The following is a 20,047-nucleotide window of genomic DNA, read 5'->3' on the forward strand; positions in this document are numbered from 1 at the left end:
TCACTTGTACATCAGTTCGTAGTACTCATGGGCCATCCGGCCCGAATCGAACTTCGGAATGACATCGGACATCGCCCGCTTCATCATGTGCGTCCACTGTTCGGGATGGTCGTAGTAGAGCGGGATAATCTGCTGTTCAAGCATATCCATCAGGTTTTTGTTGTCCTCGCGGTCCTGCACCTCCGTCGGGGTGCTGTGGTCGATCGGCGGGATGGTAAAGGCATTCATCCCGTTGATGGCGAACTCGGGGTGCCACCCGTCATCGGTGGAGAGGTGCAGTGTGCCGTTCATGCTCGCGCTCATCCCGCTCGTCCCGCTGGCTTCCCGGGAGACCCGCGGCGTATTGAGCCAGATGTCGCTCCCTTTTTTAAGCACCGCGGAGAGTTCCAGCTCGTATCCCGTCAGTACGGCCATGCGCTTGAACTGGTGGCTGATATGGATCAGCTCGTTGAAGAGGTTGACCGCGCTGGTATCGAAGGGGTACGGTTTCCCGGCCCAGATCACCTGGATGGGCTGTTCCGTCCGCTCGATGAGCGCCTTGAAACGTTCGAAATCGAGCTTGAGCAGTCCGGGACGCTTGTACTCGGCGAAACGGCGCCCCCAGACGATGGTCAGGATATCCGGGTCGAACATTTTTCCGGTCTGGTCGGCCACGATATTGAAAAGCTGCCGCTTGAGGTGCTTTTTGCGGGCGAGCAGTTCGTAATCCTCGTGGCTGTCCAGGGCGGACTGCATCCCCTTGTCCGTCCAGAAACGGCGGTTCTGGGCATTCGTGATGGAGATGATCTCCGAGCGCCCTTTGCAGTTCGCCCACATGCGGTTTGCCACCTCTTCATGGAACTTGGAGACGGCATTGGTCATCTTTGACGCCCGCAGGGCGCCGACGGTCAGGTTGAAGTTTTCGCCGTACTCGCCCGTGATGTTGCGCACTTCGTCCATCTCCAGGCCGTTAAAGAAGCCGAAACGGTGCAGCAGGTGGATGTTGTGTTCCTCGTTGCCGGCGGCCTCGGGAGTATGGGTCGTGAAGGCGACGTGCTGCTTCAGCTCTTCAAGCGAACCGTAGCGTTTGTAGAGTTCGTAAGCCAGTGGCAGCGCGTGCCCCTCATTGAGGTGGTAGACATCCACATGGTGCTTGAGCGACTCCAGCACCTTGACGCCTCCGATGCCCAGGACGATCTCCTGGGAGATGCGGGTCTCCTCGTTGGCATCGTAGAGCTTATGGGTGATGGTGCGCGCGAGGAAGTCGTTTTCGGGGATGTCCGTCGAGAGCAGGATCACCGGAGCCGAGGAGAAGATGTCCGGCGGCAGGTAGTAGGCCTTGATATAGACCTCCTCCCCGTGGATCTTCACCGTCGCGCAGATGCCGAGATCTTTGAGGAAGTAATAGTGCTTGCGGATAAAGTTGATCTTGAGGCTGCGGTCCTCGTGCCGTCCCTGGTCGTAATAGCCGTAGCTCCACATAATACCCACACCGACCATGTTCTGTCGCAGGTCGTAGGCACTGCGCATGTGCGAACCCGCCAGGAACCCGAGGCCGCCCGAATAGACCTTCAGGGCCTGGTGAATGGCGAACTCCATGGAGAAGTAGGCAACAGGTTTGGCGTACTTGGGATCGAAATCGTAATCATGCAGGATCATTGCGATCAGCCTTTGTCTGTAAATGTTTCGTAAAGGATCACCTTGCCGAGCTCGACGCCCGGCTGGTCATAGGTATTGACCAGCAGCATCGCTCCGACGAGGGACGTCAGCAGTTCGTAGTAGATGATCATGGTGCCGACGCTCGCGGCATCGATCTGTTCGATGACGATGCCGTCCGTCGGCACGCCGCTGCGCACGAGGCTTTCGCGGGTAGCCGCGCACTGGGCGTTGATGAGGGTACTGAAGCTCTTGCCGTTGATGAAATCGGTCTTTTCGATGTGCTTGAGCGAGATCTCGGGGATGACGAGCGGCGCGCCGAAATCCTCGATGCTGATAAAGGTGACCGTCTTGTCCTTCGGTCCTTCGATCAGCAGCTGCAAAAAGGAGTGCTGGTCCACCGAACCGATCAGCCCCACCGGCGTCATGCCGACGTGCGATCCCATCGCATCCACCTTGCCCAGCGATTCGCCCCAGAGCTGCACGTACCACTTGGTAAAGTTCTCCAGGTCGTTGGCGTAGGAGAAGAGGACGTTGACGGAGTGTTCTCTGTCATGTTCGTAGATGAAACACGCTTTCTCCAGCAGGTGCTGCTCTTTGCCCTCGAAGAAGGAGGTGAGGAAGCTTCCCGCCCCCGCCAGCAGCGCCGCCGTATCGTAACCCGCCAGCGTCAGCGGAATGATGCCCACGGCGCTGAGCACGGAGAAGCGCCCGCCGACATTGTCGGGGATGTTGAACTGCCCAAGGCCGTACGCGTCGCCGAACTTTGAGAGGCTTGAACCTGCGTCGGTGATGACAAAGACACGCTCCCGGTCCGCACCGTCCAGTTCCAGGCCGAAATGCGCGATCAGCGTCTTGAAGATGGAGGTCGTTTCGATCGTACCGCCGGACTTGGAGATGACAACGAAGAGGGTCTTCTCCTTCGTCAGCTTCGCCATCGTGCGGGTGATGTCGATGGGGTCGGAGTTCTCGAAAAAGTGCAGTTCGCGGGTTTTGTCGCCCCGGGACGCCAGCAGCGAATCCACCGCCTTGATCCCCAGTGAGGAGCCGCCGATGCCGATGACGGCGATGTCCGTGATCGCCCCCGATGCCAGCAGGCTGTTCTGTGTCTCCAGCGCTTTGGCCGCTTCCACCAGCGTCCGGGAGCCTTCCGGAAGGTCATAATAGCCGATCCGTCCCTTGTGTTCTTCAGTGACGACGGCAAACGCCTCCTCCATGACCCGGTGCTGTGCCTCTGAACCCTCAAACGTAAAATCGCGATCAAAACGTAACATTATTCATTCCCCTCATTCTTATTCATATTAGTATAGCCCCATTCTGGCCGAAAAATCACCACCTGACTGCGCGACTATTGTGCAATCAGCTTTTTAAAGTAGACGACGCCCATCGGGGGCAGCGTCATCGCGAGCGAGAAGGGACGGCCGCATAGCGGCGTCTCTTCGGCATAGAGCACACCCTCATTGCCGATCTCCCACCCCTCGTAAGCCTTGGCCTGGGAGTTGAAGATCTCCACGTATTCTCCGCCCTCGGGGAGTGCGAGCCGGTACCCCTCGCGCGTCTCGTCGGCGAAGTTGCAGACGACGTAGACGGTCTCGTCTGGGTTCTCGCTTTTGCGCATGAAGCTGATGCAGTTATGGCTGTAGTCGGCGTCGTCGATCCACTCGAACCCCTTACGCTCTACGTCGTGCAGGTAGAGCGCCGGTTCGCTGCGGTAGAGACGGTTGAGCTCCGCCATCATCTTCTGCAGTCCCTGGTGCAGCGGGAACTCCAGCAGGTGCCACTCGAGGCTGTGCTTATACGCCCACTCGGCGTACTGGGCGAATTCCCCGCCCATAAAGAGCAGTTTCTTGCCCGGGTGGGCCATCATGTAGCCGTAAAGCGCGCGAAGGTTGGCGAACTTCTGGTTCGTATCGCCGGGCATCTTGTTGATGAGCGACCCTTTCATGTGGACCACTTCGTCGTGGCTCAGCGGCAGCATGAAGTTTTCGTCGAAAGCGTACCACATGCTGAAGGTGAGCTGGTCGTGGTGGTGCTGGCGGTAGACCGGGTCGCGGTGCATGTACGCAAGCGTGTCGTGCATCCACCCCATGTTCCATTTGAAGCCGAACCCGAGCCCGCCGACCTCGATCGGGCGCGTCACCATCGGCCAGGCCGTCGACTCCTCGGCGATCATCATGATATCCGGGTGTGCTCCGTAGGCCGCCGCGTTGAGCTGGCGCAGGAAGGCGACCGCTTCGAGATTCTCGTTGCCGCCGTGCTCGTTCGGGACCCATTCGCCCTCTTCGCGGGCGTAGTTGAGGTAGAGCATCGAGGCGACGGCGTCGACGCGGATCCCGTCGATGTGGTACTTCTCCAGCCAGAAGAGTGCCGAACTGATGAGGAAAGCCCTCACTTCGTTGCGGCCGTAGTTGAAGATGATGCTCCCCCACTCCGGGTGGTATCCCTGCCGCGGATCGGCATGTTCGTACAAAGCGGTGCCGTCGAAGTTGATCAGCCCGTGCATATCGACGGCGAAGTGCGAGGGCACCCAGTCCATGATGACGCCGATGCCGTTTTGGTGCAGGGCGTCGATCAGGTGCATCAGGTCCTGCGGTTCCCCGTAGCGCGCCGTCGCGCTGTAGTAGCCCGTCACCTGGTAGCCCCAGGAGCCGTAGTAGGGGTATTCGGTCAGCGGCATGAACTCGACGTGGGTATAGTTCATCTCCTTGAGATAGGCCACCAGCTCGTCCGCCAGCTCGCGGTAGGTCAGATAGCGGTCGCTCTCCTCGACCTTCCGTCGCCAAGAGCCCAAGTGCATCTCGTAGACGCTGACGGGAGCGTCGTGGCGGTTGTGCAGCGCGCGCGTTTGCATCCATCCCCCGTCGTTCCAGCCGTAGCCGTCCAGCTCCCAGATGCGCGACGCGGAGTTGGAGGGCACCTCCGCGTAAAAGGCGAAGGGGTCCGCCTTGTCGTGCACGATGTTATGGAATTTCGAGACGATATGGTACTTGTAGGTCAGCCCCGCTTCGACCCCCTGGATGAACCCTTCCCAGATCCCCGAGCCGTCTTCGCGCAGCCGGAGCGGGTGGCGATGGGTGTCGTAATCGTTGAAGTCTCCCCGGACGCTGACGCGCTCCGCGTTGGGCGCCCAGACGGCGAAATAGACGCCGCGCGCGCCGTCGCGCTCCATAAAGTGCGCCCCCATCTTCTCATAAAGCTTGGTATGGGTCCCCTCTTTGAAGAGGTAGATGTCCATGTCGGTAAAGCGGGAGATATCGTAGTGGATCGTCATGTTGGCTCCGTTTATTGATGGCGGCTGCTGCGCCGTCCGCCGATAATGCGACAGTAGAGGTCGCCGTAGGCTTCGGCCGCGACTTCCCAGTCGAAACGCTGCTGCATCGCATTGAGACGCATCTGGTCGATGGCATCCGGGTCCCCGTACCAGATCTCCGTTGCCCATTTGACGGTATTGCTTAGCGCATCCGGCGTCGCAAAATCGAACTTGAAGCCGGTACCGCTTTGATGGTCGTTCCCGTAATTCCGGATCGTATCGTCCAGTCCGCCCGTTGCGCGGACGATGGGCAGGGTGCCGTAGCGGAGGCTGTAGATCTGGTTCAGCCCGCAGGGCTCGAACAGGGAGGGCATCAGGAAAAGGTCGCTGCCCGCCTCGATGCGGTGGGCCAGGTCGTTGCGGTAGCCGATGTAACAGCCGAATTTATCCGGGTACTTGGCGGCCACGTCGCTGAAGAAGAATTCCGCCCAGGTCTCGCCCGTGCCCAGCAGCACGATCTGGATGTCCAGCTCCATCAGGTTCCAGATCGCCCCGGCCAGCAGGCCGATACCCTTCTGCTCCGCGAGCCGTCCGACCAGGCCGATCAGCGGCACGTCCTCGCGTTCGGGGAGACCGAATTCGCGCTGCAGCTCCTGTTTGCAAATCGCTTTTCCGGCAAGGTTGTCGACGTCGAAGGTCTGCGGGATCAGCGGATCGACCGCCGGGCTCCACTCGTCGTAATCGACGCCGTTGAGGATGCCGTAAAGCTTATGGGCGTTGGCGTCTATAAGCCCCTCCAGCCCCCAGCCGAACTCCGCCGTGCGGATCTCGTTGGCGTACTTGCGGCTGACGGCGTTGACGGCATCGGCGTGCACGATGCCCGCTTTGAGCAGGTTCACCCCGCCGAACTCTTCGAGTTCGTCGGCGTTGTAGTGTTCCCAGCCGACGCCGAGCACATCCATCGCGCCCTTGTAGAACTTGCCCTGGTGCTGGAGGTTGTGGATCGTCAGCAGCGTCCCGGTGTTCTCGAAGTCGGGATCGAAGGCGTAGGTCGTGTTGAGCAGCAGCGGGATCGACGCCGTGTGCCAGTCGTTCGCGTGGATGACGTCGGGTTTGAACCGCAGCATCTTTGCGAGCTGGAACACCGCCTTGGAGAAAAAGATGAAACGATTGTCGTTGTCGCCGTAGGCCTGGCCGCCCTCGTCGTAGAGCCCCTTGCGGCCGAAAAAGCCTTCGTGATCGATAAAGTAGACGGGGACGTCGCTGCCGGGCAGCACCCCTTCGTACACGGCCGCCCACGCTTCGCCCATGCTTCCCATCGGCACGCCGAGGGAACCGTTGAGCTTTTTCAGCCCGTACTTCTCGGTATCAACAATGTAGTAACGCGGCATTACGACGCGGACATCGTGTCCCAACGCGCGCAACGCCTTCGGAAGCGCGCCCGCTACGTCGGCGAGACCGCCGCTCTTGGCAAAAGGAACGGCTTCGGAGGCCGCCAGAAGAATATTGAATGATGTCATATATTGCCTCGTGTTGGAATACGGAATTTCCCGGACGCGATAAAGGGGCTCATTTTAACGCGCTCCCGCTGATTTTCCGGTACAGCGCGGCGTACGCCGAGGCACTTTGACCCCAGGAGACATCCGCCTTCATATTGTGGGTTGCGACCCTGCTCCACGCTTTCGCGTCATTGAAGAGCCCGAGGGCCGCCTCAAAGGCGCCCAGGAGCGCCTCGGGAGTTGCGGCGTCAAAGGCGATCCCGCAGGGGCTCTGCGCTTCGGGGGCATACGCGACCGGGGCCACCGTATCGGCAAGCCCGCCGACACGGTGCACGACCGGCACGGCACCGTAGTGCGCCGCGATGAGCTGGTTCAGCCCGCAGGGTTCGAACAGGGAGGGCATCAGCAGGAAATCCGCCGCCGCGTACATGCGGTGGGCCAGCGCCTCGTCGTAGCCGAAAAAGAGGTGGATGTTGGGGTGCGCCTCCGCCGCCTTCTCGAAACGCGGGGCATACTGCGGCTCCCCCTCCCCCAGAACGGCGATATTGCACGGCAGCGCCGCCATCTGCGGCAGTGCCTCGAGGAGCAGGTCTATCCCCTTCTGCCAGGTAAAGCGCCCGATGAAGATAAAGAGCGGGAGCTCGGCATCGCAGAGGCCCGCCTCCGCCAGATAGTGCTTTTTGTTGGCGTGCTTGCCCCGCGGCGTTTTATAGAGGCGAAAAAGGCTACTGTCCGACTGCGGTGCGAAATGCTCCGTATCGATCCCGTTCGCGATGCCGGTCACTTTAGCCCGGTGGTGCTGCAGGTACCCCTCCAGCCCGCAGCCGAACCGGTGGGTGAGGATCTCCTCCGCATAGGTAGGGCTGACGGTCGTGACGGCATCGGCATACCCTATGCCCGCCTTCATCAGGTTGATCCGGTCGTAGAATTCGATCCCTTCGAGGGTAAAGTGGCGCTTGTCCACTCCCAGCGCAGAGAGCGCACTTTTCGGGAACTCCCCCTGATACGCGAGGTTGTGGATCGTATAGACGGTAGAGGCCTTCAGGGTATCGTCCTCGGCGATGATCAGCGCCGTCAGGGCCGTCTGCCAGTCGTTGAGATGGACGATATCGCTCTGCAGGCGCCGGGCGAGCTCGCTTACCGCATAACTGAAAAGACCGAAACGCTGCGCATTGTCGTCGTACCCCTCGCCCGGCGGGCCGTAGAGGTAATCGCGGTCGCAGAGCTGCGGTTCATAGACAAAGAGGTAGGCGCGCCCTTCGAAGCGGCTCTCATAGACGGAAACGGTACGGCGTTCTATGCCCAGCATCACGTCAAAGAAGTCCGTCGGCCCTTCGATGCCGAAGCGCTGCCGGTCCACCGTGTGGTAGAGCGGCATCACCACGGTCACGTCGAAGGCGTCCGAGAGAGCCTTGGGGAGGCTGTAGCCGACGTCCGCCAGACCGCCGGTCTTTGCGAACGGGTACACCTCGCTGGCGGCGAAGAGTACACTCTGCTTACGCATCAGGTTCACCCCTCAGCAGTCTTGCCGCCGTTTCGGGGGCGACGGGGTTGATCATGACCTGCGTCGAGAGCTCAAACCCGCCGTGCCTGTAGAGCCGCGGCTGGATCCGGAGGGTAAAGCGGAACATATCGTCCGTCGTCGCATAGGGCGCCATGCCCTCGGGGACATGGAACGGGGGCGTGGCGATCTCGACGTTGAAAGCCAGGCACCCCAGCTGCCGTTCCAGCTTCGCGAGGACGTCCAGCAGCAGCGGTGCCAGGGGCTCGAAATCCTTCGGGCCGAGGGTGTCGATCTGGCCGCGCCGTTTTTCCGAGGCAATGATCACCTCGAACGGGTAGGCGCTTGCAAAGGGGCAATATGCCGTATAGCCCCCCTGCTCGGCGATGATGCGTTCTCCCGCCTGGCGCTCGTGGCTGATGATCGCCGCAACGAGCGGCGTGCCGTGCTCGCGAAAATAGTGTGCGTTGCGTTCATAATAGGCGCGCTGCGCCTCCGGGAGGATCGGCAGGCCGATGAGCTGGGTGTGCGAATGGGGCTGGGTCGCCCCCGCGTCGCTCCCCTCGTTTTTAAACAGGGAGATATAGCCGATACGGATGTCCCGCCGCAGGTCCGCCACCCGCGCGCCCAGGGTCAGGAGCCAGTCCACGACCTCCTGTTCGCTCCACTGCGTCATGGAGGTGCGGTGCTCAGGTGTGTCGATGATCACTTCGTGGGCCCCGAACCCGTCGTGGTATTCAAAAAGCCCGTAATGGTGCCGGTGGGGCGTCTCGATCTGCACGGCCTTGTAGAGGTTGGGGACGACGCGGGTCTTCCACCCCGGCTCGTTTGCAAAACTCCCTTCGTCTCTGAGGGCGAAGATCTCCGGCGGCGTCAGCGATTCGTTCCCCTCGCAGAAGGGACATTTGGCCACATGGTGGAACGCCTTGACACGTTTGGGGATGCAGTCAGGACGGTGGAGCCGTTCGGGGGCGATGAGGACGTGCACGTCGTGCAGCTTGTCGTACCGGATCTCAGACATTGCCGCCCCTTTGCATCAGATCGTGTACCATGTGCTCTTTTCTCCTAGACAAACCAGTGCTCCGCGTAAGTTTCATTCATATCGATATGCAGCGATCCGTACCCCGGCAGCGTTTGGATAATCTCGTCGCCGTGGGTAATCTCGAAACGCAGATGGAAGACATCGAGCCCGAGGAACCCCTCGCGTGAGAGCGCCAGTTCCGGGCGCTCGTCGAAGGCGAACGCGAGCCGCTTATCCTGCAGGGTTCTCGCCATCGGCACCACCGCTTGCCGGCCGTTCTCTTCGATCGTCACAACCAGCATGCACCCCTTGGTGCGCAGCATCTCGGTGTCCCCTTCGAAAGCGAGGTAGACCTGTTCCTCGTCATGCCCGTAGTGGATCTTCTCGATGGGGCCGCGGACCCGGTCCATCGTCGAGTACCCCTTGCTTTCGTCGACCATACCGCTGCCCAGCCACTCGAAAAAGCTCGATTCCTTTCCGTCGATGATCGGCGAGACCGCGCTCTGCGGGTAGGTGAGGAAAGCATCGCGCCCCTTCTGGGTGATGATCGGATCGAAAAGATCGGCCGGGGGCTGCATCCCCAGCAGGCGGTAGATAGCGATAAGGTGGTCGCGGAAAAGCGCGTCGAACTCTTCGGCGAAGTCCGTCGCGTGGTCGTCGCCGTACCACCAGAACCAGTCGCTGCATTCGGCGGCCAGGAAATGAAATCGGATCTTTTCCGCCGTCTCCGGGTCAACCCCGCCCCCGTGGTGGTCGGCATCGCGGCGGGTCTGGTAGATCAGTTCCCAGGCGCGGTTCTTCTCGACGTGGCCGCTCCAGGTGTCGAAGTTGCCGTAGATCCAGCTTCCCGGCGCCAGATGCGGCAGCGTCGGCTGATCGGGCTGGAGTGCAACCTCGTTCATCGTCACCGTCTGCAGGCCGTCGCTGCTCTTCAATCGGGCGTAGAGCGCGGTGAAGAAGTCGTAGGCGTTGTTTTCAAAGAACTCCCAGGCGTTCTCCCCGTCAAGGATGACGAAGACGGTACGCTCCGCTTTTCCCGAAGCGATACCGCCGACGGAACGGATAAAGTGCTCCGCCGCTTCGTCCGCCGGTTTGAAACGGTAGGTAAAGCCGATGAGGTCGCTGAGCCCGTGGTCGCGGAAGCCGATGGTGACGCCGTCGAAACGGTAGGGGCTGTAGAGGTCCTCGCGGGCGCTGTTTTTGAGCGAACGGAACAAGATCTCCTCGTCCGTCGCAATCCATTTGAGACCGTGTTCCCGGTAAATGCCGACGCTGCGCTCGTCCACCGCCCCTTCTGCCGGCCAGAACCCGACCGGGTCCGTTCCGAACGTCTTTTGATACAGGGCGATCGCGCGCCGTACCTGCTCCACCGCGTCTCCCTCGAGCGAGAGCGGGTTGGCCGGCAGCGTCGTGTGGGGATTGGCCTTTTTGGCGTTCCCGACATCGAGCAGCAGTGGCAGAATGGGGTGGTTGTACGGCGTCGTCGAGACGGCGATCGTCCCCGACTTCTGCAGCTGCGCGTAAAAAGGGAGGATCGTTGCGACAAAGGAGGTCAGCTCCTCGAGCAGCGCATGCTTGTCCCGCTGGGAGTAGGCATCCTGCTGCGCCAAAAGCTTCTTAACTACGCTGCTGTGCTGGCGCAGGTAGTTGCCGCACCATGCCAGCATAAAGAGCAGCTGCAGCTCCAGCAGCTGCGCGTGGCTGTAATCGTCGCGGTGGAAGAGCGCCGCATAGCGCGGCAGCGGCCGCACCATCGTTTCGAACTGCGTCGATTTGCACATCTTGACCATCCAGGCGCGCTCATGCTCCTCGAGCTGCTCCGTCGGTTTGATCCAGAGCGCCAAAAAGGCGTCGTTGGCAAGCGGATCGCGGTAGAGGTTCAGCTGTTCGATCAGCGGAGGGGTGACGTTGAACGTCGCCTTGAGACCCGGGAACCGCGTCAGCAGCCACGGCATCTCGTAGTAATCTTTGATGGCATGCAGGAACACCCACGGCATCGTCATGACACCGCTGCTGTCCCGGTAATCGGGCTGGTGCATGTGCCAGATGAATGCGAGGTTCAGCGATGCTCTGCGCATTAGACTGTGGCCCACTCCGCGATCTTGGCGGTATATTCCGAAAGGATCTCCTCGCCGCGTTTATCCGACTCCGCCTGGATATAGAGGTTGAGACTGTCGTTGTACTGGTCTGGGATCATCAGGATCCAGTCGTTGGCATCGAGCCAGATCTTCACCCCGTCGAGGGTCGACGCGTCTTTACCCTTGGCATCCTCGAGGAAGCGGCGCATCATCTTGCCCTTGTGGGACTGGCTGCACGCTGCCTGGGCCGCGCGGTAATAGAATTTCGGCAGCGATGCGATCAGGTCGGAGAGTTTGACGTCGAACTTGATCATCAGCTCCAGGATCTTCAACGTCGCGAACATGCTGTCACGGTGCGTCGCGAAGGCGGTAAAGGCGAAGTTCCCCTCCCCTGTCGCCACCAGGTCGTACTGGCGCATCTGCTCGGATTTGAAGTTCGCGTACTGCCCCCGTTCGATCTCCAGGGCGTCGAAGTAGACAATGTCCGCCGCCCAGGTCGGCAGGAAGACTTTCATCTTCTCGCCCCGTTCGCGCGCTTCCATGTTCAGCAGCGTCAGTACGATATAGAGGGCCGTCTGCTTCTCGAGCACCTTCCCTTCGTCGCACACGATCTCCAGACGCTGGCCGTAGGGGTAGACCAAAAAGCCTGCATCGAGTTGCATGGATTGGATCACGGCGCTCAGGTCGCTGACGGAGCGCTTGACCAGGGAGTTGATGTTCGCGAGGCGCTGCTCATCCGCATAGGCGTTGAAGATGATATTGTCCACCTCCATGTCCCGCAGGATATCCGGATAGACCTCGTACCCCATCCCGTGCATCACGTCCACGGCGATCCGGTACCCGCCGCGCTTGAAGAGGTGGGCATCGAAGAGGCGTTCCATCTGCTTCTGATAGGCGGCATACTCTTTGGCGTGGTCGGACTCGAAAATCTGGCCGATCTGGGAGAAGTCCACCCGGCGGAAGGTCTCTTTGAAAAAGGCCTTTTCCACCTTCTTTGCCACCTCGTTGTTGATCCGCAGGGCTTCATGGTTGTAGAAGGTGATGACCGTACTGGTCGGGTCGTCGATCTGCTGGCGGAAGTAGACCCCGGCGACGACGCCGTTGTCCATGGAGAGGCTGCAGCGCAGGACCGAGGAGGGAATGCCGTTGTAATCCTTGACGTTGACGCCGGACGAGAGCAGGCCCCCGACGAAGGCGCGCTTGAGCATCCGCGATCCCTTGTTGTAGTCCCGGGCCATGACGACCGTCGAACCGATGGGCAGCTGGGCGCCGAACGCTTCGGCAAGCTTCGTTGCCATCTCGCAGGAGAGCTCGACGTTGGATTTCCCGATGACGTAGCCGTTCTCGAAGATGGAGTTCTTGTAGCGGCTCCCGAGGATGACGCTGCGGCTGACGATGGCGGCGTCCTCGATCACCTTGTGCGGCCAGATCGTGACGTCTTTTTCGACGGTGACCAGCTGGCCGATCTCACACTCTTCGGCCAGGATCATCCCCGCCTTCGCCGTGACGTTCTTGCCGATCTTGTTGTCGTTGCAGATGACGCAGCCGTCAAAGAGGGCGTGTTTGTCGACGTTGACCCGCTCCCACAGTACGCTGTTGCGCACCTTGCTCTCTTTCCCGATCTCGCAGTCGTCGCCGACAACGACGTTGTTCAGCTTTGTCCCCTTGCCGATCGTGACGTTCCGTCCCAGGACGACCGTCCCGATGATCTCGACGCTGCTGTCGAGTTCATAGGGCTCGTCGCTGAAGAGCACGCCGTCAGGGTACTGCCGGCGGACCGGCGGCATCTGCACCTTCACCCTGCCCCCGAGGATATCCTCGTAGACATCGCGGTAGCTCTCCGGGTTGCCGACGTCGCGCCAGTACCCTTCGGCGTTCCCGGCCATCAGGGGAACCCCTTCGCGCATCAGCAGCGGGAAAAGGTCCTTGGCGAAGTCGAAGTTCTCGTTGCTCGGGATATAGGAGAGGATCTCCGGTTCGATGACGTAGATCCCCGTATTGATCGTATCGCTGAAGACCTCGCCCCAGCTCGGCTTTTCAAGAAACTTCTCGATCCGGCCCTCTTCGTTCGCGATCACCACCCCGAACTCCAGGGGGTTTTCGACGGAAGTGAGCGTAATCGTCAGCTTCGAATCTTTCTGCGCGTGGTAATCGAAGATCTTCTTGAAATCGAAATCGGTCACCAGGTCACCGCTGATGATGATGAAGTTGTCGTCGCCGATATGCTCTTCGGCCAGCTTGACCGCCCCCGCCGTGCCGTAATCGTCATCGGGCAGGACGTAGGTGATATTGATGCCCAGGTGGCTACCGTCTTTGAAATAGTCCCGGATGACATCGGGCTTGAAGTAGAGCAGCACGATAAACTCGGTGATCCCGAGCTCCTTCAGGGTCAACATCGTGTGCTCCATCATCGGACGGTTCACGATCGGCAGCATCGGCTTGGGACGCGAATGGGTTAACGGCTGGATCCTCGTTCCAAACCCACCTGCCATAACAACGGCTTTCATACACTCTCCTCACAATTAAATCGACCCCTCCGTTTAACGACCGGTAAGGCAGTTACGTCGTCCTTACTGCATTATTTAAAGTTCAAAGGGCATTCAAAGCTCCAGCAAAGCGTTGTCGCTGCCGAACGGCGAGGGAACGCAAGTACAGTCGGTTTCCGCCATCCAGGCGCCGTCACCGCTTTTGTAGCCGAATTCAAATGTGCTACCGGCGGGCAATACCTTTGTCAGATAAAACTCGCCGTTCTTCTTCTGCTTCATCGGCTCGTCCGACCAGCCGTTCCAGGCGCCGCACAGTGCGACCGTTTCCATCCCTGTTTCAGGGGACACCGTAAACGTAACCCAGACTTTTTGTCCGTTCTGTTTTTTTCTGATCATTACCCACCTCGTATGTTTTGAAATGTGCGTAAAGGATTTTACTACAAAATAGTATGCAAAACAGATTACAAAGTGATTGCAATTTAATCAACCCTCCCTGCTGCAGGGTCAAAGTAGCCCTCAGAATCTAAGTATCTTTTCGCTACAATTAATATCATTACGTCAAAAAAGGTATGCCATGCAAATCGACGACGCCCTGTTAAGCCGTCTGGAAAAACTCTCAATGCTCAAAATCGATGAGGCCCATCGCGAGGAAGTGATCGGCCAGCTCAGCGAGATCGTCTCATTCGTCGACAATCTTAGCGCGCTTGACACAACAGACGTTCCCGACACCTTCGCCATGACCTCCAATGCGACGCAGCTGCGCGAAGATGTTCCGAACTGTGACACCGCCGTCAACGACGACATCCTGGCGCACGCCCCGCACAGCGACGAGCACTTCTTTATCGTTCCGAAGATTATCGAATGATCACGGTCTACGGCATCAAAAACTGCGACAGCGTCAAAAAGGCCCTCGCCTTTTTCAAAAAGCACGCCATCGACTACACCTTCGTCGACTTCAAGAAAGATCCCGTCGGCGAATCGGACGTCGGCCGCTGGCTGTCGCAAGGTGCCGAAATGCAGCAGCTTTTCAACACCCGGGGCACGACCTACCGCACCCTGAAACTCAAAGAGCTGAACCTGGATGATGCCGGAAAACGCACCTGGCTCACAAAAGAAAACCTGTTAATAAAACGCCCTGTTGTCGAAACCGGAAATCATGTTATAATCGGTTTCAATGAACCCCTCTACGAAGGAGAATTTCTCTCATGAGTCAGACCCTGGATATCCGTAAACTATTAAAAAGCGTCGTTGCCTACAATGCATCGGACCTTCACCTCGTTTCCCGTTCCGAACCGCAGATCCGTATCGACGGGCGCCTGGTCGCACTGAACCTTCCCGTCCTCGACGGCAAAACAATTGAGGATATGTCCTACTCCCTGCTGACAGAGAAACAGAAGAAAGAGTTCGAAGAGCATAACGAACTCGACTTCGCGATCCTGCTCCCCGAAGTCGGCCGTTTCCGTGCGAACTACTATAAAACGATGGGCGACATCGCCTGCGCCTTCCGTATCATTCCGATCGAGATCCCGAGCCTGGACGATCTCAATGCCAAGCCGATCTTCAAAAAACTCGTCAAACGCGAAAAAGGACTGATTCTCGTCACCGGACCGACCGGTAGCGGTAAGTCCACCACCCTGGCCGCGATGCTCAACGAGATCAACGAAACGGAAAACCGCCACATTATCAGTGTCGAGGACCCGGTCGAATTCGTCCACACCAACAAGCAGTGTCTCTTCTCCCACCGTAACGTCGGGACCGATACCGCCAACTTCGCCAACGCGCTCAAATACGCGATGCGTGAAGACCCCGACGTCATCCTCGTCGGGGAGATGCGTGACAAGGAGACCATCGCCGCAGCACTCACCGCCGCCGAGACCGGTCACCTCGTTTTCGGTACCCTGCACACCAACTCCGCGCCGCAGACGATCAACCGTATCATCGACGTCTTCAGCGGGGACGAGCAGCCGCAGGTCCGCGCCCAGCTCTCCACGTCCATCATCGCCATTATCGCCCAGGCGCTGCTGCCGCGCCTCGGCGGCGGCCGTGTCGCAGCCCAGGAGCTGATGATCAACATCCCGGCGATCGCCAACCTGATCCGCGAAGACAAGGTCCACCAGCTCTACTCACAGATGCAGCTCAACCAGCAGGAGACCGGCATGGTCACCCAGACCCAGGAACTCTTCGACCTGGTACGCAAACGCGTCATCTCCAAGCAAGACGCCATCCAGTGGTCCAACCGCCCCGACGAACTCATCAAGGCGCTTGACGCCGCCGCGCTCTAAGCGCACCGCTTCGCACATCCCCGCTCGGGGAAAAATCACTTATTTGTTTTTCTTGAAATTGTTTTGAATCTGAAGGGTGCCGCCGCGTGTAAAATTACGCGCGTGCAGCTTTGAGGGTATCGGCGATCAGGAACGCCAGTTCGAGGGACTGGTCCGCATTGAGACGCGGGTCGCAGTGGGTGTGGTAACGGCTGTTGAGGTCCTCTTCGGTGATCTGGAAGGCCCCGCCGAGACACTCGGTGACGTTCTTGCCCGTCATCTCCAGGTGGACGCCGCCGCCGTAGGTGCCTTCGGATTTGTGGACTTGGAAGAACTCTTTCATCTCGGTGAGGATGTCGTCGACGCGGCGGGTCTTGTAGCCGTTGCCGGACTTGATGATGTTGCCGTGCATCGGGTCGCAGCTCCAGAGCACCTTTTTGCCTTCACGCTCGACGGCGCGGATCAGCTCCGGCAGATGGTTGCCGACCTTGCCCGCACCCATGCGCACGATAACGTTGATGCGTCCCGCTTCGTTCTCCGGGTTGAGGGTGTCGCAGAGCTTCAACAGGTCTTCGGTCGTCATGGACGGGCCGGCTTTGAACGCCAGCGGGTTCTTGACGCCGCGCAGGAACTCGACGTGCGCGCCGTCGACCTGGCGCGTGCGGTCGCCGATCCAGAGCATGTGCGAGGAGACGTCGTACCAGTCGCCCGTCAGGGAGTCCTGGCGGGTGAAGGCCTCTTCGTAGTTGAGCAGGAGCGCTTCGTGGGAGGTAAAGTAGTCCGTTTCGCGCAGGGTGCGGTAGCTCTGCGACGTCACGCCGCACGCCTCCATAAAGCGCAGGGACTGTTCGATCTGCCCCGCGAAGGCTTCGTACTTCTCCGACATCTCCGTCTGCTTGACGAAATCGAGGTTCCACTTGTGCACCTGGTGCAGGTCCGCCATCCCGCCCGAAGCAAAGGCACGCAGCAGGTTCAGCGTCGGGGCCGCCTGGTGGTAGGCATGGATCATGCGTTCCGGGTCCGGGATACGCGCGGCCTCCGTGAACTCGATGCTGTTGATAATGTCACCGCGGTAGCTTGGCAGTGTGACATCGTCGACGGTCTCCGTATCGGAAGAACGCGGTTTGGCGAACTGACCTCCCATGCGTCCCACTTTGACGACCGGCAGGCCGCTGGCAAAACTCATCACGACCGCCATCTGCAGCATCACTTTGAAGGTGTCGCGGATATTGTCGGCATGGAACTCGGAGAAACTTTCGGCGCAGTCACCGCCCTGGAGCAGGAATGCCTTACCGTCGGAAACCTGAGCCAGCTGGGCCTTGAGATTGCGCGCTTCGCCCGCGAAGACCAGCGGGGGATAACGCCGTAGCTCCGCTTCGACCCGTTTCAGATGATCCTGATCGGGGTATGTCGGTTGCTGCTTGATCGGAAAACTTCTCCAGCTCGATGGTGACCAGTTGCTCATAGCTCTCTATACCTTATAACTAATTTTGGGTGGGAATCATACATCAGGAAGCTTTAACAGGGGGTTAATAACGCGCTCCGGGCACTTTGTCAAGCTATTTTTAGTGAGAGTTGTTTATAATTCTTCTCAATTTCAAAACGGGCGTTCTGAATGGATTTCAACTACTTCGACCTGGTCGTCTCCGTCATCATCTTGCTGCTTGGCCTCAAAGGCATTCTCAACGGCTTCTTCAAAGAGCTTTTCGGGCTGATCGGCATCATCGGCGGTATCTTTGTCGCTTCACGTGTCAGCGGCGAGGTCGGTGCCTTCCTCAGCGACAACATTTTTCATTTCGAAAGCCCGTCTCTTATCGCTTTTTCCGGCTTCCTCCTCACCCTCGCCCTCTTCTGGCTCGTGATGGTCGGCCTGGGGCACCTTTTCAAACGCCTGAGTGCGGCCAGCGGGCTGGGGGCGCTCGACCGCATCGCCGGTTTCGTCTTCGGGAGCGGGAAGTTCTTCCTGATCGCGGCCGTCATCGCCTACGCCCTCAACAACGTCGTGACGATACGCGACAACATCAAAGAGCCGCTCGAAGGGAGTATTCTCTTCCCGATTCTCGTTGAAACGGGCGGCTATATCATGCACCTCGACACCGAGAGCCTGCAGCCCGAACCCGCACCGGCAAACGAGACGAACGACACCGGCATCTCGCTTGAACGCGCCGGCGAGATCATCGATACGGTAAAATCGCAGTTGAAGGAGAAGACGCAATGAGCCAAGATAACGACTTTACCGCGAAGACGATCGAGTACGAACAGCTCCTTGAGGATTTCAAACAGCTGCTCAAAAAGAACGGCCTGAAGTTCACGATCCAGCGCGAAGTGATCCTCGAAACCCTTTACAACTCCGACGAGCACCTGACCCCCGAAGCGCTCCACAAGAAGATCCAGGAGAACTATCCGGACCTCAAAACGGGGATCGCGACGATCTACCGCACGCTGGGGCTGCTGGAGAACGAGGATATCGTCACCTCCCTCTCCTTCGGCGCCCAGGGCAAAAAGTACGAACTGGGGGCCAAGGAGCACCACGACCACATGATCTGCACCGAGTGCGGCTCCATCACGGAGTTCGTCGACGCGGAGATCGAGAAGCGGCAGCACGCCATCGCCGACGCGCTTGGCTTCCTGATGAAGGACCACTCCATGCAGATCTACGGGGTCTGCGCCGAGTGCCGGAAAAAACTAAACATCTAACAGAGGAGATCGCTATTGTCTTTTTTTGACAACAAATATATCCAGCAACGTATCGAAAAAGCCGAAGCGCTCAAGGCGGCGGGCATCAACCCCTACGCCAACGACTCGGCCCGCAATACGACCATCGACAAATTCCTGAACGTCAACTCCGACCTGGCGCACAGCGAGACCAAACGCGACGAGAATCGCCGCTACTGCGTGGCGGGGCGCATCAAATTCTTCCGCATCATGGGAAAAGCGAGCTTCGTCAAGATCGAAGACGAAAGCGCCATGCTGCAGATCTACGTCACCCGCGACAACCTGCCGGAGGGATTCTACAACGAGGTCTTCAAAAAACAGATCGAGGTCGGCGACATCATTGAGGTCGAAGGTTTCCCCTTCGTCACCAAACAGGGTGAGCTCTCCCTGCACGTCGACGCCCTCAAACTCCTGACCAAGGCGATCGCCCCGCTGCCGGAGAAGTTCCACGGTCTCACCGACAAAGAGATGCGCTACCGCCAGCGCTACCTCGACCTGATCATGAACAGCGAAGTGCGCAAGACCTTCAAGATTCGCAGCCAGATCATTTCGCTCACGCGCCGCTTCTTCGAGGACAAAGGTTTCCTCGAGGTCGAAACGCCGATGATGCACCCTATCGCCGGCGGCGCCAACGCCAAGCCCTTCGTGACGCACCATAACGCCCTGGGCGTCGACCGCTACCTGCGTATCGCCCCGGAGCTCTACCTCAAGCGCCTCATCGTCGGCGGCTTCGAAGCGGTCTTCGAGATCAACCGCAACTTCCGCAACGAGGGAATGGACGCAACACACAACCCGGAGTTCACCTCCATCGAGTTCTACTGGGCCTTCAAGACCTACAAGGACCTCATTGCGCTGACGAAGGAGTATTTCGAGTACCTCTTCGACCACCTGAACCTGCCGACGCTGCTCCCCTACGGTGAGATGGAAGTCGACTTCTCCAAGTTCACGGAGATCCCGCTGGTCGAATCGCTGAGCGCGATCGGCGGCGTACCGGAGATCATCGTCCACGACAAAGAGAAGATGCTTGTCTACCTCCGCGAAAACGGCTTTGAGGTGAGCGACAGTCTCAACGTCGGCCAGCTCCAGGGCGAGATGTTCGACGCCTTCGTCGAGGAGAAGCTGATCAACCCGACGTTCATCACCATGTACCCGGTCGAGATCTCCCCGCTGGCGCGCCGTAACGACGCCAACCCCGCCCTCACCGACCGTTTCGAACTCTTTATCGCGGGGCGCGAGATCGCCAACGCCTTCAGCGAGCTCAACGACCCCATCGACCAGCTCGGCCGTTTCGAGGGACAGCTCGAAGCCAAAGCCGGCGGTGACGAAGAGGCGCACGAGATGGACGAGGACTTCGTCCGCGCGCTGAGCTACGGGATGGCGCCGACCGCCGGCCAGGGGATCGGTATCGACCGTCTCGTCATGTTGCTGACCAACGAGCACTCCATCCGCGACGTGCTCCTGTTCCCGGCGATGAAGCCGCTGAAACACGAAACCAATCAATCTAACGACGGAGAAGACACAAACGAACCTGACGTAGACTTGAGCGAGATTTAGAGAAGAAAAACATGAGTGCGGTTCACCTGCACGCGGGCCCACCGCCG

The 20,047-nt window shown here is 59.3% G+C and carries 16 protein-coding genes; 6 read left to right on the top strand and 10 right to left on the bottom strand.

Annotated features, from left to right (window positions below):
* From glgP to WCY31_RS06780, 9 genes are all read right to left on the bottom strand, one after another.
* Nucleotides 1–1,638, bottom strand: coding sequence for an alpha-glucan family phosphorylase (gene glgP, locus WCY31_RS06740; protein ID WP_345971769.1), 1,638 nt, complete (start codon nucleotides 1,636–1,638; stop codon nucleotides 1–3).
* Nucleotides 1,639–1,643: 5 nt separating this feature from the next.
* Nucleotides 1,644–2,909: a glucose-6-phosphate isomerase gene (locus tag WCY31_RS06745; RefSeq protein WP_345971771.1), complete on the bottom strand. Its 1,266-nt coding sequence runs from the start codon at nucleotides 2,907–2,909 to the stop codon at nucleotides 1,644–1,646.
* A gap of 74 nt (nucleotides 2,910–2,983) precedes the next feature.
* Complete coding sequence (glgB, locus tag WCY31_RS06750; protein ID WP_345971773.1) at nucleotides 2,984–4,906, bottom strand: 1,4-alpha-glucan branching protein GlgB; 1,923 nt, start codon at nucleotides 4,904–4,906, stop codon at nucleotides 2,984–2,986.
* Nucleotides 4,907–4,917: 11 nt separating this feature from the next.
* Nucleotides 4,918–6,405 (bottom strand): glycogen synthase GlgA, encoded by a 1,488-nt coding sequence (gene glgA / locus WCY31_RS06755; RefSeq protein WP_345971776.1) that lies wholly within the window; start codon nucleotides 6,403–6,405, stop codon nucleotides 4,918–4,920.
* A 49-nt stretch (nucleotides 6,406–6,454) separates the two neighbouring features.
* Complete coding sequence (locus tag WCY31_RS06760) at nucleotides 6,455–7,888, bottom strand: glycogen/starch synthase (RefSeq protein ID WP_345971778.1); 1,434 nt, start codon at nucleotides 7,886–7,888, stop codon at nucleotides 6,455–6,457.
* The gene (locus WCY31_RS06765; RefSeq protein ID WP_345971779.1) at nucleotides 7,881–8,906 is read right to left on the bottom strand and encodes a UTP--glucose-1-phosphate uridylyltransferase; all 1,026 of its coding nucleotides are present in this window, start codon (nucleotides 8,904–8,906) and stop codon (nucleotides 7,881–7,883) included. The genes WCY31_RS06760 and WCY31_RS06765 overlap by 8 nt, the downstream gene beginning before the upstream one ends.
* Before the next feature lie 44 nt (nucleotides 8,907–8,950).
* A complete protein-coding gene (locus WCY31_RS06770; protein ID WP_345971780.1) occupies nucleotides 8,951–10,984 on the bottom strand; it encodes a glycoside hydrolase family 57 protein in 2,034 nt (677 codons plus the stop codon).
* Nucleotides 10,984–13,491 (bottom strand): sugar phosphate nucleotidyltransferase, encoded by a 2,508-nt coding sequence (locus WCY31_RS06775; RefSeq protein ID WP_345971781.1) that lies wholly within the window; start codon nucleotides 13,489–13,491, stop codon nucleotides 10,984–10,986. The genes WCY31_RS06770 and WCY31_RS06775 overlap by 1 nt, the downstream gene beginning before the upstream one ends.
* Nucleotides 13,492–13,584: 93 nt before the next feature.
* Nucleotides 13,585–13,866, bottom strand: coding sequence for a hypothetical protein (locus WCY31_RS06780; RefSeq protein WP_345969072.1), 282 nt, complete (start codon nucleotides 13,864–13,866; stop codon nucleotides 13,585–13,587).
* 178 nt (nucleotides 13,867–14,044) lie between these two features.
* Here WCY31_RS06780 and gatC point away from each other — a divergent pair, with 178 nt between their 5' ends.
* Genes gatC through WCY31_RS06795 form a run of 3 tightly spaced genes read left to right on the top strand, consistent with a single transcriptional unit; the run spans nucleotide 14,045 to nucleotide 15,752 of the window.
* The gene (gatC, locus tag WCY31_RS06785) at nucleotides 14,045–14,335 is read left to right on the top strand and encodes an Asp-tRNA(Asn)/Glu-tRNA(Gln) amidotransferase subunit GatC (RefSeq protein ID WP_345969073.1); all 291 of its coding nucleotides are present in this window, start codon (nucleotides 14,045–14,047) and stop codon (nucleotides 14,333–14,335) included.
* A complete protein-coding gene (locus WCY31_RS06790) occupies nucleotides 14,332–14,679 on the top strand; it encodes an arsenate reductase family protein (RefSeq protein WP_345971783.1) in 348 nt (115 codons plus the stop codon). The genes gatC and WCY31_RS06790 overlap by 4 nt, the downstream gene beginning before the upstream one ends.
* A complete protein-coding gene (locus WCY31_RS06795; protein WP_345969075.1) occupies nucleotides 14,676–15,752 on the top strand; it encodes a type IV pilus twitching motility protein PilT in 1,077 nt (358 codons plus the stop codon). The genes WCY31_RS06790 and WCY31_RS06795 overlap by 4 nt, the downstream gene beginning before the upstream one ends.
* Before the next feature lie 94 nt (nucleotides 15,753–15,846).
* Here the strand turns inward: WCY31_RS06795 and WCY31_RS06800 are convergent, their stop codons facing one another.
* Nucleotides 15,847–17,196, bottom strand: coding sequence for a class II 3-deoxy-7-phosphoheptulonate synthase (locus tag WCY31_RS06800; RefSeq protein ID WP_345971785.1), 1,350 nt, complete (start codon nucleotides 17,194–17,196; stop codon nucleotides 15,847–15,849).
* Between the two features lie 150 nt (nucleotides 17,197–17,346).
* Between WCY31_RS06800 and WCY31_RS06805 the strand changes: the two genes are divergently transcribed.
* The 3 genes from WCY31_RS06805 to lysS are packed head-to-tail and all read left to right on the top strand — an operon-like array spanning nucleotide 17,347 to nucleotide 20,000.
* Nucleotides 17,347–17,949 carry a CvpA family protein gene (locus tag WCY31_RS06805; protein WP_345969077.1) on the top strand — a complete coding sequence of 201 codons (603 nt, stop codon included), beginning with the start codon at nucleotides 17,347–17,349 and terminating at the stop codon, nucleotides 17,947–17,949.
* Entirely contained in the window at nucleotides 17,946–18,428 is a 483-nt protein-coding gene (locus WCY31_RS06810) for a Fur family transcriptional regulator (RefSeq protein ID WP_345969078.1), read from the top strand. Before WCY31_RS06805 ends, WCY31_RS06810 begins: the two co-directional genes overlap by 4 nt.
* Before the next feature lie 15 nt (nucleotides 18,429–18,443).
* On the top strand, nucleotides 18,444–20,000 hold the full coding sequence (lysS, locus tag WCY31_RS06815) for a lysine--tRNA ligase (protein ID WP_345971787.1): 1,557 nt from the start codon (nucleotides 18,444–18,446) through the stop codon (nucleotides 19,998–20,000).
* The last annotated feature ends 47 nt before the right edge of the window (nucleotides 20,001–20,047 follow it).

Origin of the sequence: Sulfurimonas sp. HSL3-1, assembly GCF_039645995.1 — a bacterium.
Taxonomy (GTDB): domain Bacteria; phylum Campylobacterota; class Campylobacteria; order Campylobacterales; family Sulfurimonadaceae; genus Thiomicrolovo; species Thiomicrolovo diazotrophicus.